This window comes from Candidatus Kaiserbacteria bacterium (assembly GCA_016699245.1).
GTDB lineage: Bacteria > Patescibacteriota > Minisyncoccia > Phycocordibacterales > UBA918 > Damh-18.
Genome location: CP064968.1, coordinates 108,491 through 126,859, shown reverse-complemented (window position 1 = coordinate 126,859; position 18,369 = coordinate 108,491). Strand labels below are relative to the sequence as shown.

General features: G+C 46.9%; 13 protein-coding genes. 8 read left to right on the top strand and 5 right to left on the bottom strand.

What is annotated here, in order from left to right:
• Window positions 1–2: 2 nt before the first annotated feature.
• From IPH92_00510 to IPH92_00500, 3 genes are read right to left on the bottom strand one after another with little or no spacing between them, the layout of a single operon-like run.
• Window positions 3–3,023, bottom strand: coding sequence for a hypothetical protein (locus IPH92_00510; protein QQR65050.1), 3,021 nt, complete (start codon window positions 3,021–3,023; stop codon window positions 3–5).
• Window positions 2,905–6,255, bottom strand: coding sequence for a hypothetical protein (locus IPH92_00505; protein ID QQR65049.1), 3,351 nt, complete (start codon window positions 6,253–6,255; stop codon window positions 2,905–2,907). Before IPH92_00505 ends, IPH92_00510 begins: the two co-directional genes overlap by 119 nt.
• Before the next feature lie 53 nt (window positions 6,256–6,308).
• Window positions 6,309–7,742 carry a hypothetical protein gene (locus tag IPH92_00500; protein ID QQR65048.1) on the bottom strand — a complete coding sequence of 478 codons (1,434 nt, stop codon included), beginning with the start codon at window positions 7,740–7,742 and terminating at the stop codon, window positions 6,309–6,311.
• A gap of 713 nt (window positions 7,743–8,455) precedes the next feature.
• Between IPH92_00500 and IPH92_00495 the strand changes: the two genes are divergently transcribed.
• The gene (locus tag IPH92_00495; GenBank protein QQR65047.1) at window positions 8,456–8,869 is read left to right on the top strand and encodes a hypothetical protein; all 414 of its coding nucleotides are present in this window, start codon (window positions 8,456–8,458) and stop codon (window positions 8,867–8,869) included.
• Between the two features lie 169 nt (window positions 8,870–9,038).
• Here the strand turns inward: IPH92_00495 and IPH92_00490 are convergent, their stop codons facing one another.
• Window positions 9,039–10,466 (bottom strand): PhoH family protein, encoded by a 1,428-nt coding sequence (locus IPH92_00490; GenBank protein ID QQR65046.1) that lies wholly within the window; start codon window positions 10,464–10,466, stop codon window positions 9,039–9,041.
• On the opposite strand from IPH92_00490, the gene IPH92_00485 reads away from it, so the two are divergent.
• Window positions 10,465–10,635 (top strand): hypothetical protein, encoded by a 171-nt coding sequence (locus IPH92_00485; GenBank protein QQR65045.1) that lies wholly within the window; start codon window positions 10,465–10,467, stop codon window positions 10,633–10,635. The genes IPH92_00490 and IPH92_00485 overlap by 2 nt on opposite strands.
• A 194-nt stretch (window positions 10,636–10,829) precedes the next feature.
• On the opposite strand, the gene IPH92_00480 is transcribed toward IPH92_00485, so the two are convergent.
• A complete protein-coding gene (locus IPH92_00480; protein ID QQR65044.1) occupies window positions 10,830–11,240 on the bottom strand; it encodes a hypothetical protein in 411 nt (136 codons plus the stop codon).
• Window positions 11,241–11,340: 100 nt separating this feature from the next.
• On the opposite strand from IPH92_00480, the gene IPH92_00475 reads away from it, so the two are divergent.
• The 6 genes from IPH92_00475 to IPH92_00450 all read left to right on the top strand — a co-directional run bounded on the left by IPH92_00475 (window position 11,341) and on the right by IPH92_00450 (window position 18,368).
• Entirely contained in the window at window positions 11,341–12,630 is a 1,290-nt protein-coding gene (locus IPH92_00475; protein QQR65043.1) for a type II/IV secretion system protein, read from the top strand.
• Between the two features lie 57 nt (window positions 12,631–12,687).
• Window positions 12,688–14,472, top strand: coding sequence for a hypothetical protein (locus IPH92_00470; protein QQR65042.1), 1,785 nt, complete (start codon window positions 12,688–12,690; stop codon window positions 14,470–14,472).
• A gap of 150 nt (window positions 14,473–14,622) precedes the next feature.
• On the top strand, window positions 14,623–15,783 hold the full coding sequence (locus IPH92_00465) for a type II secretion system F family protein (GenBank protein QQR65041.1): 1,161 nt from the start codon (window positions 14,623–14,625) through the stop codon (window positions 15,781–15,783).
• A gap of 10 nt (window positions 15,784–15,793) precedes the next feature.
• Complete coding sequence (locus IPH92_00460) at window positions 15,794–16,255, top strand: type II secretion system protein (GenBank protein ID QQR65040.1); 462 nt, start codon at window positions 15,794–15,796, stop codon at window positions 16,253–16,255.
• A 6-nt stretch (window positions 16,256–16,261) separates the two neighbouring features.
• Window positions 16,262–17,860, top strand: coding sequence for a hypothetical protein (locus tag IPH92_00455; protein QQR65039.1), 1,599 nt, complete (start codon window positions 16,262–16,264; stop codon window positions 17,858–17,860).
• The gene (locus IPH92_00450) at window positions 17,844–18,368 is read left to right on the top strand and encodes a type II secretion system protein (GenBank protein ID QQR65038.1); all 525 of its coding nucleotides are present in this window, start codon (window positions 17,844–17,846) and stop codon (window positions 18,366–18,368) included. Before IPH92_00455 ends, IPH92_00450 begins: the two co-directional genes overlap by 17 nt.
• The last annotated feature ends 1 nt before the right edge of the window (window position 18,369 follow it).

Below are 18,369 nucleotides of genomic sequence, written 5' to 3'. Positions count from 1 at the left end.
AACTATGGGGCGACGGCCTGGACTGTAATAGTAATTGATTTTTCAACAAAATCAGTGGTGCCGCTTGGCATCGTGAGTCTAAAATCAAAATCTACCGTACCACTTGGTGTCACAGACGGATCTGCAACCACGTATGTACTGCTATCGGGCATTGTTTTCCACGTTACTCCCGTCGTTGTCGAAAATTCATGAGTATACTGATTACTTCCAATTACTGATGCAAGAAGCCAGCTCGTCCCGCCAAGAGCGTTACTTGAACGAATATTTATTTTTTCATTAAGGCTTCCCGTATTTTCTGCTGCCTGTGTATCCCCACCAACGGTCGAACTCGCTACACTCAGGTCTACAAACCCATACTGTATTGTTCCATCACTGGTAATTGATATCGAATAGACTGGCACGGGTTCCGGCTCCACCCAACTAAAACTCACCATCGCAAAGTCCCATACGTTCACGGCATTCGTGGTACTTGCACCATCCGAGTTCGTTACGAGACTGAGTGACATCTCATTATTTAAGGTATCAATATAATCCTCAGGGTTTGTGAGGTACCCTGCCATACCTCCTGAGGTAATACCACCAACTATCAAGGGATCAGTGTATGTCATAGCAATTCCTGGTGAGGAACCGACGAGACTTCTGCCTCCTGTAAGGCCGGTGAATCCTGAGTAGTCCTTCACGGCAAGGCGCACCGTACCCGCTCCTGCACCGTTCATTGCGCGTCCTGCCCAGTAGATACCGGTGACAGCACTGTTTCCCGGTACCGCAACCGAAAACCCGATGGTTGCTGATCCCGCTTCCTCAATTGCTGCATCACCGTCGGTATCGAGTGCATAGTATGGAGTACTGTGATTCGTTGATTCATCTTGTGTCTGGATTGTCCATGCATCTCTGTTCCCGCCGGTGATATCAATGTTTCGTGTTCCGGTGCAATCATTTGCACCAAAGCTGTCGGTGCTCCGCAGCCCTGTGTTCGTCGCAAGTTTTTCGATGAGCCATTGGTTGTCTCCTGGAGCAGTGCCGTATCCTGCAACATAGAGATACCCACCCTCCTGTACGACGGCAAGTGGCTGGTCATCACCACCATCTTCAGAGAGTGTCGTACCGTTACCGGAGAACGTCGTCGAGGCACCTGTTGTTATGTCACGGGCATCAACACGCCACGCACCGTTGCTCACATTTCCAATCGCGTAGAGTGTGGTGTCATCGAGTGCGAGTGCGGTTATCCAGTCAGCACCGGTACTTGGGTTATATTGCATAATACCATCGGTATCGAATGCAGTTTCAAGTGCGCCGGTCGCGATATCGCGCTTTTCGATGCGCCACTGGTTGTTCGTGGTTGAGGAGTCGTATCCTGCAACGAAAACATGTGTGTCGGTAATGGCGAGTGCGCGTATTGTATCGACACCAGCAGAGGGGTTTGTCTGCACCACTCCATCGGTATCAAATGCACCTGCGGCACACTCCCCTCCACCCGCACAAAGTGCACCGGTGGTCTTGTTGCGCTTCTCGAGACGCCACTCGATGTTCCCGGAGAGGTTGTCGTATCCCCCGATGTACAGATAGTCGCCATCCACCTTGAGCGCCTGCGGTCGTTCGTCGCCCGAGGCAGCAAGCGTGCTCGTCGCGATACCATCTCCATCAAATGCGGTAACGAGTGCACCGGTGGTGATGTCATACTTATGAATGCGCCACGTACCACTCGTAGTATTTTCAACTCCTGCCACGTAGAGGTAACTCGCATCAGTGGCAATCGCATTGATGTGATCGAGGCTTGCTGAAGGATTTGTGGTGATAATGCCATCCGTATCAAACGCGGTTTCGAGCGTACCATCGGTACTATCGCGCTTCTCGATACGCCACTGCCCCGTGCCCGCTGCTGTGTCATACCCCGCAACAAATATCGCACCCGAGGTTGTGGCGATGGCGAAAATTTGGTCGGCACCAACTGAGGGATCGGTTGAGGTTGCGCCACCAACACCAAATGCCGAGACGAGGTCTCCGTCGGAAAGATTGCGCTTCTCTATGCGCCACTCATTATCGATTCCCGCACTGTCGTATCCCGAAGCGTACATATACGTACCATCTGAGGTGAGTGCTTGGATACGATCCGCTCCTGGCGCAGAGGGGTTTGAGGCAATGCGTCCTGCAGTGTTTGATCCAAATGATATTTCACAACTGTTCGTGTCGGTGTTGGTAGTGCCGAGCATGAGGTAGATGGAGTCGATGCGAATTTGTGTCGTCGAGTTTGAGAGCGCAGAGACACCCACCCATATTTCGTTTGACGCATTGATGTAGTCATCAATGACGATGTTGTTTAAGGCAAAGTTGTTGAAAAACCCGTTGGTAGAACAGTCGAGTGGTTGTGAAATATCTTCCCAGATACTGGTATTAAAATTGCGAATCTTGAATCGGTACTGGAGACCAGCCGTTGCGAGAGAACAGAGTGTCTCGGCGTTCACGAGAATGGTATTCATGCCGGTGTATGTCTTCACGTTCTTGAAGGTGAGGTAGAAGTTTGATGTAGTCGCAACCGTACCGGGGACACCGAGGTAGATATTATCACCGGTAGTCACCGCGAATTGTGCGGTCACGGAATGGCCGACGCTAAAGGTGTTGCCATAGTGGCCACTCGGCGTGCCGCCTGATTCCTGTACAAATCCTCCCGCGTGATAGACCGGGTCGACGACCGCGTACACACGAAGGTAGTCAATGGCGATTTCGGACACGCTCGATGAGGCAGAGAAGTATCGGAATTTCATCTGATCGGCACCGTTGAGGAAGTTCGTGAGTGGCGTATCAACCGCTGCTCCCCCGGTCGTGCCGGTAGACCAATACCCGTTATAAAGGTGCCACTGAAATGGGATACCGGTGCTGTGTACGAGGCGTTGCGGGCCTTGCAGTTCATTTTGTGTTGAGGGTACGCCACCCGCCACCCGTACATTCACTGTCTGCGGCATCGTCCACATCAGTTGATGACGTCCAGTCACAAATCTGTACCTCAGTTGCAAGAATGGTCGCATCGAGGTCAAATTCTGTTTGGACAATGAGTTTGTTGGCGCCGTTTAACTGTACCCCACCCATGGTGAGGTTGACATCAAGTCCGCTTGCTCCTGCCCCAGCGACGACCCAGTGATAGTTATCGTCGGAGAGTGTTCCCTTCCATGAACCCACATTGACTCCTTCAGTAGTATTTCCGGTAGCTGAGGTGATGGTGGTGGATGCGCCGGTGACGATGGTGCCATGCGTGGGGGTGAATTGATACGTGGCGCTTTCATGATCAGGATCCTCCACCCAACTAAAACTCACCATCGCAAAGTCCCATACGTTCACGGCATTCGTGGTACTCGCACCATCCGAGTTGGTCACGAGACTGAGTGACATCTCATTATTTAAGGTATCAATATAATCCTCAGGGTTTGTGAGGTACCCTGCCATACCTCCTGAGGTAATACCACCAACTATCAAGGGATCAGTGTATGTCATAGCAATTCCTGGTGAGGAACCGACGAGACTTCTGCCTCCTGTAAGGCCGGTGAATCCTGAGTAGTCCTTCACGGCAAGGCGCACCGTACCCGCTCCTGCACCGTTCATTGCGCGTCCTGCCCAGTAGATACCGGTGACAGCACTGTTTCCCGGTACCGCAACCGAAAACCCGATGGTTGCTGATCCCGCTTCCTCAATTGCTGCATCACCGTCGGTATCGAGTGCATAGTATGGAGTACTGTGATTCGTTGATTCATCTTGTGTCTGGATTGTCCATGCATCTCTGTTCCCGCCGGTGATATCAATGTTTCGTGTTCCGGTGCAATCATTTGCACCAAAGCTGTCGGTGCTCCGCAGCCCTGTGTTCGTCGCAAGTTTTTCGATGAGCCATTGGTTGTCTCCTGGAGCAGTGCCGTATCCTGCAACATAGAGATACCCACCCTCCTGTACGACGGCAAGTGGCTGGTCATCACCACCATCTTCAGAGAGTGTCGTACCGTTACCGGAGAACGTCGTCGAGGCACCGGTCGTGATATCGCGAGCATCAACACGCCACGCACCGTTGCTCACATTTCCAATCGCGTAGAGTGTGGTGTCATCGAGTGCGAGTGCGGTTATCCAGTCAGCACCGGTACTTGGGTTATATTGCATAATACCATCGGTATCGAATGCAGTATCGAGTGCGCCGGTCGCGATATCGCGCTTTTCGATGCGCCACTGGTTGTTTGTGGTTGATGAGTCGTATCCTGCAAGGAACACGTGTGCGTCGGTAATGGCGAGTGCACGTATTGCATCAATACCCGAAGAGGGGTTTGTCTGCACCACACCATCGGTATCAAATGCACCTGCGGCACACTCCCCTCCACCCGCACAAAGTGCACCGGTGGTCTTGTTGCGCTTCTCGAGACGCCACTCGATGTTCCCGGAGAGGTTGTCGTATCCCCCGATGTACAGATAGTCGCCATCCACCTTGAGCGCCTGCGGTCGTTCGTCGCCCGAGGCAGCAAGCGTGCTCGTCGCGATACCATCTCCATCAAATGCGGTAACGAGTGCACCGGTGGTGATGTCATACTTATGAATGCGCCACGTACCACTCGTAGTATTTTCAACTCCTGCCACGTAGAGGTAACTCGCATCAGTGGCAATCGCATTGATGTGATCGAGGCTTGCTGAAGGATTTGTGGTGATAATGCCATCCGTATCAAACGCGGTTTCGAGCGTACCATCGGTACTATCGCGCTTCTCGATACGCCACTGCCCCGTGCCCGCTGCTGTGTCATACCCCGCAACAAATATCGCACCCGAGGTTGTGGCGATGGCGAAAATTTGGTCGGCACCAACTGAGGGATCGGTTGAGGTTGCGCCACCAACACCAAATGCCGAGACGAGGTCTCCGTCGGAAAGATTGCGCTTCTCTATGCGCCACTCATTATCGATTCCCGCACTGTCGTATCCCGAAGCGTACATATACGTACCATCTGAGGTGAGTGCTTGGATACGATCCGCTCCTGGCGCAGAGGGGTTTGAGGCAATGCGTCCTGCAGTGTTTGATCCAAATGATATTTCACAACTGTTCGTGTCGGTGTTGGTAGTGCCGAGCATGAGGTAGATGGAGTCGATGCGAATTTGTGTCGTCGAGTTTGAGAGCGCAGAGACACCCACCCATATTTCGTTTGACGCATTGATGTAGTCATCAATGACGATGTTGTTTAAGGCAAAGTTGTTGAAAAACCCGTTGGTAGAACAGTCGAGTGGTTGTGAAATATCTTCCCAGATACTGGTATTAAAATTGCGAATCTTGAATCGGTACTGGAGACCAGCCGTTGCGAGAGAACAGAGTGTCTCGGCGTTCACGAGAATGGTATTCATGCCGGTGTATGTCTTCACGTTCTTGAAGGTGAGGTAGAAGTTTGATGTAGTCGCAACCGTACCGGGGACACCGAGGTAGATATTATCACCGGTAGTCACCGCGAATTGTGCGGTCACGGAATGGCCGACGCTAAAGGTGTTGCCATAGTGGCCACTCGGCGTGCCGCCTGATTCCTGTACAAATCCTCCCGCGTGATAGACCGGGTCGACGACCGCGTACACACGAAGGTAGTCAATGGCGATTTCGGACACGCTCGATGAGGCAGAGAAGTATCGGAATTTCATCTGATCGGCACCGTTGAGGAAGTTCGTGAGTGGCGTATCAACCGCTGCTCCCCCGGTCGTGCCGGTAGACCAATACCCGTTATAAAGGTGCCACTGAAATGGGATACCGGTGCTGTGTACGAGGCGTTGCGGGCCTTGCAGTTCATTTTTTGTGTTGAGGGTACGCCACCCGCCACCCGTACATTCACTGTCTGCGGCATCGTCCACATCAGTTGATGACGTCCAGTCACAAATCTGTACCTCAGTTGCAAGAATGGTCGCATCGAGGTCAAATTCTGTTTGGACAATGAGTTTGTTGGCGCCGTTTAACTGTACCCCACCCATGGTGAGGTTGACATCAAGTCCGCTTGCTCCTGCCCCAGCGACGACCCAGTGATAGTTATCGTCGGAGAGTGTTCCCTTCCATGAACCCACATTGACTCCTTCAGTAGTATTTCCGGTAGCTGAGGTGATGGTGGTGGATGCGCCGGTGACGATGGTGCCATGCGTGGGGGTGAATTGGTAGTGTGCAAGCGCCCGATTCGTCCTTATAAACTGCCCAACTTTTTCACCAACGAGAAGGTGTCGTGTGCCAAGAATACACACGCCCATAATAAAAAAACTAACACCCACCATGAGTATGTGTCTTTTCGACAACGCTCGTATGTATGGAAAGAGCCGCTCTCGCATCATGATTCACTTTTTACTTTACTGAACTCAAGTACGTTCTCTGAGGAATTAAATAGTGCTTCCCACGGCTTGCCATTTTCATCTGTAAATGGAAGGAGAAAGACTTTACTTTCCTGGTCATCTTGAAATGGAGTTGCAAATATTGATTCTTCATCAACAGCAAACCCAAAGAGTGTTTGTTGATTGCGATCAAGCCAAAATATCGTCCGTTTTTTAATACCGATCGGTGCATTCTCATCAACAGCCCCTCCTCCAAGAATTTTATTCCAAAAAACTGCACCTGATTGCGGGTCAGTGACGGAGTACCAAAACTCAAAGACTCCTCCTCTTTCGAGTACAACCGCTCGAATATTTTCCGATTGGACATCAGCCTTAATTGCACCAACGTCAAAATTTGGTTCGCTATCATTTTGTAGGGTGGGCGGAGCGACTTCCTCTATGACCGGTGCTCCATATCCGACTTCGAGTCGCATTGAATCAAAAATAATCTTCGTCGTTTCTCCATCACGAACGGTGTATCGAATAGCAACGCGTAGGTTTGGTATTGCATCAATACCTATAGGTGAAAGATCAAATACTGTATCCTGTGCATCATCAAATCCAACATTCCCAAGCTCTTGCCATGTCACCCCATCAATCGTATACCGCACTTCAAAGAACTTCTCAGCCTGATTTTCAATCAAAATATCTTCCGAGACAAATCCTGAAGTGGTCGAAATAGACTCAGTAATTATCACTTCAGGTTCACTTCCTTCAGTTATTACTATTGTATTTGTTGCAACTTCCTCTTCAATCTGCGCATTAACTAATGAATACAAATGATTCCATGAAACCTCCTCAAATCCCACAGTCTCCGATGAATTATCACTCGCTTCGGGAGGCGAATCAGAGGTGGATTCTTCTATAATTACTTCTTCAGGCTCATCAATACTGTCTACAGGAATAACCGCCTCTGAAGAAGGTTCTGTTTCTTCAGGAATAGCAACGTCTGGCTCTACAGGGAGTTCCTCATGCAATGATTCCCCTAATTGCTCTTCAGGCGTAGGTAGTTCATTCATCACCTCTTCATGAGTACTTTCTGGAGTCACCTCTTTTGGAGAATCTTCCACTGCCCCATCAGAGACCACGCGCGTCACCGGTGACCACGTAAGATGGAGTGTAATATTGTTTACAAGAGCATCTTCGGGAACAACTCCTTCAAAATCACTCCAAAAGTGTTCATACTGTATATATTTTTCAGTTCCTGACTCATGCGTCATCTCAACGCCCTGCTCGAGATACGTGTCTGAATGAAAAATAGCAACGTCTGCTTCTACTTTGAATGCTAATAAGACTGGGATAAGAAGAATAGCGAGCATCACAAAAAAATAGGTAGCGTATCGTGACCATAACATAGGTGCAACCGCGTGATCTCTGTATTTTATATCCCTCATTACAATCCTATTGTATCAAATCAAATGAATAAAAAATGATTCTATACACGAATTGAATTCATACTCGACAAGATACTGTATATTTCACCGTAGCATTCTGGATGAATGAGTATCATCACATTACTTCGCAACCTCTCGGCACACAAAATACAAGACGTTGACAAAAGCAGAGTGTTTCTAATATACTCCCTGAGGAATCACGAGGAAGCACCTACTACCACTTGTACTTGAAGGAGAAGCAAATGTCGTCTACGCATAATAACCCCCCAATTATTACCCCTAAATTAGGGGAAAGAGTCTGGCTCGAGCTTATTAAACCAATCGATAAGCTAATCGAATTAACTGTATTTAGCTCCAATAAACGTTCGAAGAAAGAATACCAAGCGGGATACTATCCAGCGACGTGGACGAAACTTCGATCCAGGGGAGAAGAACTTACAGTACTTCTCATTGATAACACCGACGCCGGTGTCGAAAAATCGACTTTGGACGATCTCATTGCAAAAGGTCACGCCTCCATTGCATAGGCACCAACGGTGCAAAAATCCCCCTGCATTTTCGGGGGGTTTTTCGTACACGGCTCGCTCACTTTCCTAAGTTGTGATATAAGGGTTATTGAATTTTCAAACTTTGTTCATTTTTAAGGAGAAGGCGCCATGCACCCCATAATCTATTTCACAACAGTGGTTGAGCATTTTTGCAATCTGCTTATATTGCAACTTACCACACTTTCCCGTCTTGATACAAAAGACCCCTTGTTTCACGAACTTTTTCACTCCTCAAGAAAAATAGCGCTTGAATTACTCAAGGTACTTGAACAGGTCGAAAATCAATGGTCTGGAGACGAACTAGATGCCGTAACGAAAGAGCTACACTTCATGATGAAAACCTATGAGTCTATTCAAGAAAACTTAATCGACGCATATCGAAGTAGTCATATCAGTCGCACAGACTTTGATCGACAGAATGCAGAAGCAGAAATGTATACTGAGCTGTTTAAGGACATCTTAATTGCTTATGAAAACTTCATGCAGAGGACATTTACTACTCAATTCAGGTATATGTGCAAGATTATTATTGACCCTGTGAAACAGTTTGATACCCTGCGACAACCCGTGACGATATAAAGTCTCCGCACCATGAATCCCCGACAGCGCAATTGTGCTGTCGGGGATCTTTATATGATGACTATTTCCTTGTCTTCACAGCATGACGCACATTGTGAACACATGTACACAAAAGTGAGATAAAAAGAACCCCGCGCTTCGCGCGGGGTTACGGGGTTAAGAACAGGTTTCAGAGTGATTCATTGGCCAAATCGGCAAGGCGTGAACGCTCACCACGCTGCAAGATGATGTGTCCCACATGTTTTTGACCTTTGAACCGATCAACGACATAGGTAAGACCCGACGACCCTTCCGTAAGGTAGGGTGAATCAATCTGCCCTATGTTGCCAAGACAAATCACCTTGGTGCCGGGACCGGCTCGCGTGATGAGAGTTTTCATCTGCTTCGGTGTAAGATTTTGAGCCTCGTCGATGATAAGGTATCTCCTGAAAAATGTACGGCCACGCATGAAGTTGAGTGACTTCACTTTGATACGATTCCTTATCAGTTGATGTGTCTCCTTTCGTGCTATGTCCGAAGGAATATGATTGATACCGTATGCACCGTCATCCTTGGAATGATTCCCATCCACTGATACGAGCACTTCAAGATTATCTTCGAGTGCACCCATCCATGCCCCCATCTTTTCTTCCTCGGTACCCGGAAGAAAGCCGATGTCCTCGCCAACTGAAACGGTGACTCGGGTCATGATGATGTCACCAAACCTATTTCCATCAATCGTCTGGTGAAGACCGGCGGCGATAGCGAGAAGGGTTTTACCGGTACCTGCCTGCCCAAGCAAAGATACAAAATCAATGTCCGGATCAAGGAGCAAATTACACGCGAAGTTCTGCTCACGATTTCTCGGGTGAATACCGAAGACAGAGTGTTTTTGATTCCGGTAATTCACGAGCGTCTGGAGCACTGCATGATCCCCTGACACTTCACGAACGATACATTCGAGATCGAGTGACTCCGACCAAAGCAACTGATTGACGTAAAAAGTAGAACAGAGTGGACCGGTAACACGATATGTTGATATCCCACTCTGCCTATCTTTCTTGGCCACCATACCGTCTGAATGATTTGACCAAAAATCATCAGGAAGTTCCAGAGCGCCCGAGTAGAGCAAATCTGAATCTTCAATTACCTTGTCATTCAGATAGTCTTCAACCATGTAGCCAAGCGCTTTCGCCTTGATATACATATTGATATCTTTGGTGACCAAGATAATCATGCAACCCTTATACACTTCACTGTCTTGCATGTGGGTGATCACCGAGAGAATTTGATGATCAACCTTGGTCATTGGAAGGGATGTAGGAAGTGCGCCTTCCATATTTTTGCTCTGCAAAAAGAGACGGCCCGTCGCAAGTCCTTCTGATGGACCAGTAAGATCGATGCCTTCAGTAATTTTGCATCCCTTTACATCCGCAAGTTCCTTGATTGCGCGTAAAACTTGACGCACATTTCGGTTTATTTCCTCTTTTCCCTTCTTGTGGTTATCGAGTTCATCAAGCGTCATCAACGGAATGAAGACGTCGTGTTCTTCAAAGCGGAAGATACACGTGGGGTCATGCATGAGCACATTGGTATCGAGCACAAAAATCTTTCTCATGCCTTCACCAATACTTGATACGTCGCACGCACGATTGGCAAATTTGCGAATTGCGCGCACGATGGGAAGTTCACGAGGTGGTTCTTGTCTTATTGATTTACGACCGGTAGCAGTCTTTAAGCGAGTGCCATTTCTTCTTTCAGCCACGATACACCTCCTGGTGTGTTAAATTGTTGAAGAACGAGGGGAATTACTACGCCTGTTATACAGGTATTTATGAAAAAAGCAATAAAAATATGGATATCTTATTAGTTTTCAGAGAATGATACTATAAAAATAATTTGAAATAATTTTTATTAAATAAAACCAGTTCAATTAAAAAAGCCGCCGAAAACCCTAGGGGCTTTCTGGCGGCTTTGCACATCATACTTCGATGCGTTTTGCTACTGGGTTTTCGGTAGAGATTCCTTGAATCTCGTACCATTCGTTTGGTGTAGTGACATACGGAGGAGATGAACTCATCACTGTCTGCACACACAACCTAGGTATACCCCCTTCGTTTTTGAGGCCTGAGCAGCACTCCGGGTGGTAGAAATACGAGAACACATCAGTTTGACTACCATCGCGATACAATTTGCTCCAGATGCAAGTAATAACCCCGAATTCAAAACTTGCACCAAAGCATATCTTGACGTCTTCAGGCTTCTTAATGTCTGCATCAACAAGCGCACAAGCCTTCTGCGCCAGCGCTACCAGAACTTCTTGACTGGATGACACAGTACTTCTCTCAGAATCTCCCATCTTTTCCTCCTCAGGAATATGAAATATACTCAAAAAACTGCACCATATTCTGCCACGGATATTATATGTGTCCAACACTTGTCCAGCCGACTCTCTAGACAAGGCCCACACTGAAGCACATAATCACAAAACCATGAACCAGTCTCAAGGTGAGAAAAGTATCGACATAAAAGACCAGGGCCAAACACCAACGACAACTGGTAGTGTGCGGGAAATACTTTCACGCCCAGGACCAATTCCTATTATTGAGTTTGTACAAACGTGTATTGAAGAAGCATACGCACTTCGTGCATCCGATATACACATTGACCCCACCGAACAAGATGCGGTCGTGCGTTTACGCATTGATGGTGTATTACAAGATAAGTGTACGTTCCCAAAAAATATTCTCTCTGAAGTCATTTCACGCATCAAAGTGCTTTCTGGGCTCCGCACTGATGAGCACCAGGCAGCGCAAGACGGGCGCTTTCGTATGCAAACCGGCACCAACGACACCAAGCCTATCGATATTCGTGTTTCTATCACTCCCACCTACTATGGGGAAAATGCCGTCTTGCGTCTCCTTGCCGATCACTCATCCAATTTTACACTTGAGATGCTTGGCTTTAGTCCTCAAGATCAAGAAAAAATTGAACGCGCCATAGCGCAACCCCACGGAATGATTCTCGCCACAGGCCCCACAGGCTCCGGAAAAACTACATCCCTCTATACGCTTATTAAAATGCTCAATAAAAAAGAGGTATCGATTATCACTATTGAAGACCCCATCGAGTACGCAATTCCGGGTATCACACAAATTCAAATTAATACTCGTACCAATCTCACGTTTGCACAAGGACTTCGCTCAATTTTGCGCCAGGACCCCAACATCATTATGGTGGGTGAAATACGTGATACAGAGACGGCAGGCATTGCAATCAACACTGCACTCACCGGTCACCTTCTTCTCTCCACACTTCATACGAATGACGCAGCCACCACACTTCCCCGTCTTCTTGATATGGGAATCGACGCATACCTTGTGGCATCAACAATCAATATCGCCATCGGTCAGCGTCTTGTTCGCAAAATATGTCCACATTGTACCGAAGCACACGCACTCACTGAGGCAGAGCGCCATAATCTCCTTCGCATACTCCCCGACCGCCTCAAACAAAATCTTAAAAACATTCCGAATACTTTTTATAAAGGTAAAGGCTGTGAAGCGTGTGATCGTACTGGATTTTCGGGGCGTATCGGAATATACGAAGTACTTGTTACTTCCCCTCGTGTGCGCGAAGCAATTCTTGAACGCAAATCTTCTGTCGTGCTTAAAAATATTGCGATTGAGGAAGGCATGACTACCATGTTTGAAGATGGATTACGTAAAGCAGTCGCAGGCAAAACCACCCTCGCGGAAATTCTTCGTACCATAAGTGAGTAACTTATGAAAACTTCATATTATTGACATTTTGTCAAAAAAGATGTACAATATACTCATATGAATTTTCTTTATGCGCTCCCAAAATGCGCTTTTAGTATCGCTATATTTTTAGTCATTTTATTTGGGTTTAGCCTGTCCGCACATGCAGCAGATGTAACCCTTACCGCCTCCCCTACCTCGGTGTCTATTGGTCAGTCTATTACTGTCTCATACAGTGTTGCTCCAACCTCATATAGATCGAGCGACAGTATTCTCATGGTGAACGCGGATACTAACTACATCGTGGCAACACAGCGTGTCGGTGATGCGCAAAGTGGAACCAAAACATTTTCCACCTTTAAGCCGGGTACCTATGTTTTTAAGTATCGTGCAAGTATTTCAAAATACCCCATACTTGCTACTTCAGAAAGCGTTACGGTCAACGTCCCGAGTGCATCCCTCTACACACTCTCGGTCAATAAGACATCGCTCCAGAGTGGTGAATCCCTCGTAATAACCTACGCAGCACCTACGGGCGCGCACCAATCTTCGGACAGTATTGTGCTTATTGATACGGCAACAAACAGAGTGGTGACTTCTGGGTCACTCGGAAAAATCTCTTCTGGCACAAAGACCCTTGTAGTACGTAATCCCGGCATATACACCGTAGGATACCGTCTGGGAATTACCGGCAGACCCATCATCAAAACCGTGGGGCCAGTGACCGTGAGCCTCCCCGATGCATCACAATATACACTTACCACCAATGCAACAACCCTACGCATGGGTGAGCCACTTATCGTAACCTACAGGAGTCCAGCAACTACCTATCAGTCTTCTGACAGTATCATCGTGTTTGATACCGTTACAAACCGTGTGGTTTCTTCTCAATCAATAGGCAAAACGAACACTGGGACGAAGACATTCATCCTCCGCACACCCGGTAACTACACTATAGGATACCGCATAAATATCACAGGGAGGCCCGTGGTAAAAACAGCAGGACCAGTCATCGTACAACTTCCCGATGCATCTCTCTATACCCTCTCGACAAATATAACTACAGCAGAAATTGACCAGCCGATTACGATAACCTACGCTGCACCGGCGTATGCTCACCAATCTGGTGACGACATTATTCTCTATGATGCTGAGACCGATAGACAGGTTTCCTCTGTGACGGTAGGCTCCTCACCCTCAGGAACTAAAACAATAAGAATACCAAAGGCAGGCACATACTACTTTGGGTACAGAATCTCTACTACGGGATATCCAGTAATTGTAAAAAGTGCGGAGATTAGTGTGGTGTATGTAAACCTCGAACGAATTGAAAACTATCCACTTCGAAATGGACCAGTCATTGCACTCGGTGACAGTATCACCTTTGGACGCGATGCGACGATTGGCAATGACTATGTTTCTCTCCTCAGTGAAAGACTGAGCGTGCCTATCATTAATGCGGGAGTAAATGGAGATACCACCACTGAAGCACTCGCCCGTCTCGATGCTGATGTGCTTTCAAAGAATCCTTCACTCGTTATTGTATTCCTCGGAGGAAACGACTTCTTGCAAAAAGTGAATACCGCAACAATCTTTTCAAATCTCGACACGATTGTGGAGCGTATCACGGATGATGGCTCCGCAGTGCTTATTCTCGGATACAAAAACTACTTCTTGATTAACTATGACTCACAGTACCGAAATCTCGCTTGGGACAATGGTGCAGCGTACACCCCCAATGTGATGGAAGCTATCCTCGGAAATCCATTCCGAACAACCGACCTCGTCCACCCCCGCGACAACGGCCACGACCTCATCGCCGACCGCGTAGAGCCATACCTGCGAGCCCTCTTGAACAGATAATATTGGAAATCAAGAAAATCCCCACGGCGTGCTCCGCACGCCGTGGGGATTTTCGTATCAAAGTATCAAGACGTCGCCTTGTTACTTTTTTTAAGACACCTCTGTCTCTTGACACTGACCCCATGACAGGCACATCATTTACATCACACTATGCACTCAAAACTGCAAAATCTTGTTGCACGATTTCGTGGACCATCTCGTGACCAAGTGAATAATACAATCACTTCACACACAACCTCCTTCCCTACTGCTTCAACTCTTTTTCTTCATTTTTCAATTCAAGAACAAGTCCTCTTTGCAAAGCGACTTTCATTCTTGGTGAAAGCAGGTGTCTCCATACTCGAAAGTATGACCATGATTCATGCGCAAACCAAATCAAAACGAAAGCGAATTATTTTTTATACAATCATTCAGGACGTTTCTGCGGGACAATTTCTTTCCACAAGTCTTGCAAGGTATGAACATCTATTTGGTGAATTCACCATTAACATAATTCGCATTGGCGAAAACAATGGCATTCTCTCAGAAAACCTTATATACCTCGCTGATGAACTCGCTAAAAAACAAGCATTAAAGCGTAAGGTGCAGAGCGCACTCGTTTACCCAGTTTTCATCACCATTGCAACACTCGGCGTAACGAGTCTGTTGGTGATGTTCATTTTCCCGAAGATTATGCCTATCTTTATATCTCTCAATATCGCCCTCCCTCTTACCACACGTATCCTCCTTGCGATAAGCGTATATCTAGAAACATGGGGGCTAGTAACTTTTTTTGGCTTGATTGGTGCCGTACTCGTCTTCATTATTTCACGGAACGTGTTCCCCCGGCTTCGCACTATCTCTGACTGGATTCTTTTACGACTTCCCATCATCGGCAACATAGCTCGCGCGTACAACTGCGCCAATTTCTGCCGTACAGTAGGGCTCAACATTTCTGCTGGTGTGGGTGTCGTGGAAGCAATGCGCATCACTGCCCGTGTTACCAAAAACACCATATACAAAAATGCATATCTCGATATTGCAGAGCATATTGAAAAAGGTGAAAAAATTTCTACCAGGATGATGCACTATCTCTCCATCTTCCCTGATATGCTTCCCCACATGCTTCTTATTGGCGAAACGACAGGGAGTCTTTCTGTTACGCTTAGTTATCTGTCGAGTCTCTATGAGACTGAAGTAGATGAAAGTACAAAAAGTCTTTCTAATTCAATTGAGCCTATACTTCTTATGACTATGGGTATTTTGGTAGGGCTCATTGCGGTGTCAGTCATTACTCCTATCTACGAAGTCACAAAGCACCTCAGTAATTAACACGAATAGTATGAGAGAAATTCTGCAAAGAGGATTTACATACATCGAACTCCTCATGGTTGTAGGGCTCACCGGTATCATCCTTTCCTTTGGCATAGTCATGAACATGGACTCTATTGCACGCGCGAGTGTTCTCCAGGAACGCGATCTTTTTGTATCTCTTCTTCTCTCTGGCGCGCGGGCGAAGGCTCTCGCAAATGCAGGTAATGTATCTTACGGCGTTCATGTCGATACCACAAATCATCGGTATGTACTTTTTGAAGGAGAGATCTTTATCGAAGGGACAGCGAGTAATCGTATTACTCCTTTCACGAGCGAACACATCACCATCACACACAGCGCTGCTCATGAAAATATTATCTTTGAACGGCTTTCCGGAAGTGTATCTGAAGGCGCAGGAATACTTACCATTTCAGGCAATGGTAAGGAGCAACAAATCACCATTAACGATGTGGGTCAAATTGATTGGTAAGACACTATGATATTTTTCCACATCGCAAAGTTATTTGAGAAAGGTGTGTGGGGACGAGGCCGTACCTCGTCCCCACACACCTTCACTTCCGGATTTTCCACTATCGAAATACTTATTGCATTTAGTGTCGGCATAATTTTTCTCTCTGCAGCAATAATGGTTGTCTTTAGTGACCCCACACTCGCCCGCCAAATATCACTTGAAAGTGGCCAAGCTGCAGCGCTTGATGCACTCCTCGACAGTCAGGGTCTTGCAAGTAGTTCCAATAAATTTGGCGCGCTCATGGGAAGCATCACCGAAAACTGGAGCGCACTCATCCCCACTACTGATACATCGGACTCCGTGGATATCTACACATACGCTTCACCCGAGGTTACCGATATTTCTCCCTGCGTAAAGGAAGTGCTGGGAAAAACAACCTGGACGTCACTTCGTGAGCGTCAACACCAAATTTCATTCGGGACTGCGCTCAGTAATGTCAATATTGCCGCGTCCTACGGCCGCGGCGCCTGTGATCCATTTCCTCCTGGCGATTGGGATAATCCAGAAGTTACTGGGTGGAGCGTTACACCAAGTTCTTTTACTGGTACCACTACCGATATGGATGTTGCGATACTTAATGGTACTTCGTACGTGTTTATAAGTGGGAAATCTGATACCACAAATGAGCCTGACCTCATGGTTATTGACATCACCAATTTAGAATATCCTACAGTTGTCGCTGAGGTCGATTTTACCCCATATGGGTATAATAAAATTATTGTGGTTGATCAGACGGCGTATGCACTTCAAAATGATACAACAAATCAGATTCACATACTCGATGTATCAAATCCTGAATATCCAACATTTGTGGGTGCCGTCACTATTCCCCACACAAACACTGCAGTTGGTCGAAGCCTTTTTTATTATGACGATAGTCTCTATGTGGGAACGCAGTACCTTGCGTGTCCTTCAAGTTGCGCTGTGACACAGAATAATGAGTTCCATGTATACGACGTAACTGCTCGCACTTCTCCTATACATATTAAAAGCCTTAACATCAACCACAACATTAACGATATTATGGTGAGCGGGACACACGCATATCTCGCCACCTCAGACAACACAGGAGAATTACAGATAGTTGACATACGTTTACCTGCGACAATGGTTCTTCCTGATGACTCGGGTATGAAATTCGATCCAAGTGGTAATGCTGATGGTATAAGCGTGTATGCGCTTGGCTCATATGTGTATCTTGGGCGTGCTCGTACCACGAACAGTGATTCTGATTTATATAAAATTGATGTCAGTGACTCAAACATACCCATACCTACAAAATGGAAAAAACTTGGTCTGGGAACAAATACTAAGGTGCTTGATATTATCGTGCAGAGTGATGTTGCGTTTTTGATAACCTCCGACCCGAGTCAAACATTTCATGTATGGGATGTAAAAAATGATAATGACACCATCATTTCCCCTATAAGCACCTGTGACAATACTTTGAGTCACTCAAAATCTGTTGCGCTTGCCTACTATCAAAGTTATATTCTTGTTGCAAATGAAAAAGATGCAAAGCTCGACATTATACGCGACCAACCACATGTGTGTACTCCATAATAAAAACGGCTTCACACTCATTGAAACCATAATCTATGTGGGGCTTTTTGGAATTATATGCTCAGGTATTTTCGTCAGTATTTACCCATTCTTCACCGGCGCCGAGCGGCTTTCCCGCAATATTACAAACGAAGATGAGTCTTCCTTTATTCTTGCAAAAATCCGATATGCACTGATCAACACCATCACTACCCCTCAGGGTGTCATCACCACGCCTGGCGAAGGAGAAACAAGCGACACCCTTGTACTTGAGCAAGACAGGCATGTCGCGTACATATTCACTCTCGATACGGGAAATGCCTTCTGTACGCCACCACTCATTTGTAGTCAAGTAACGCTCATGGACCATGGGAAGGACCCTCTTCCACTGAATGCTTCTCGTGTCACTATAGACAACATAACCTTCACCCATCACGCGCCTGTGGGCGACGCGCCACGTTCCCTCGAAGTATCTTTTCGTGTGGGTGATATTCCTGTTGGACCTATTCGTTATTACCTTCATTTCTAAT

Excerpts from the sequence above, each read along its gene's own strand:
- IPH92_00510 (QQR65050.1), bottom strand. The coding sequence starts at position 3,023 with ATGCGACCATTCTTGCAACTGAGGTACAGATTTGTGACTGGACGTCAT.
- IPH92_00505 (QQR65049.1), bottom strand. The coding sequence starts at position 6,255 with ATGGTGGGTGTTAGTTTTTTTATTATGGGCGTGTGTATTCTTGGCACA.
- IPH92_00500 (QQR65048.1), bottom strand. The coding sequence starts at position 7,742 with ATGAGGGATATAAAATACAGAGATCACGCGGTTGCACCTATGTTATGG.
- IPH92_00485 (QQR65045.1), top strand. The coding sequence starts at position 10,465 with ATGCCTTCACCAATACTTGATACGTCGCACGCACGATTGGCAAATTTG.
- IPH92_00490 (QQR65046.1), bottom strand. The coding sequence starts at position 10,466 with ATGAGAAAGATTTTTGTGCTCGATACCAATGTGCTCATGCATGACCCC.
- IPH92_00475 (QQR65043.1), top strand. The coding sequence starts at position 11,341 with ATGAACCAGTCTCAAGGTGAGAAAAGTATCGACATAAAAGACCAGGGC.
- IPH92_00470 (QQR65042.1), top strand. The coding sequence starts at position 12,688 with ATGAATTTTCTTTATGCGCTCCCAAAATGCGCTTTTAGTATCGCTATA.
- IPH92_00465 (QQR65041.1), top strand. The coding sequence starts at position 14,623 with ATGCACTCAAAACTGCAAAATCTTGTTGCACGATTTCGTGGACCATCT.
- IPH92_00460 (QQR65040.1), top strand. The coding sequence starts at position 15,794 with ATGAGAGAAATTCTGCAAAGAGGATTTACATACATCGAACTCCTCATG.
- IPH92_00455 (QQR65039.1), top strand. The coding sequence starts at position 16,262 with ATGATATTTTTCCACATCGCAAAGTTATTTGAGAAAGGTGTGTGGGGA.
- IPH92_00450 (QQR65038.1), top strand. The coding sequence starts at position 17,844 with ATGTGTGTACTCCATAATAAAAACGGCTTCACACTCATTGAAACCATA.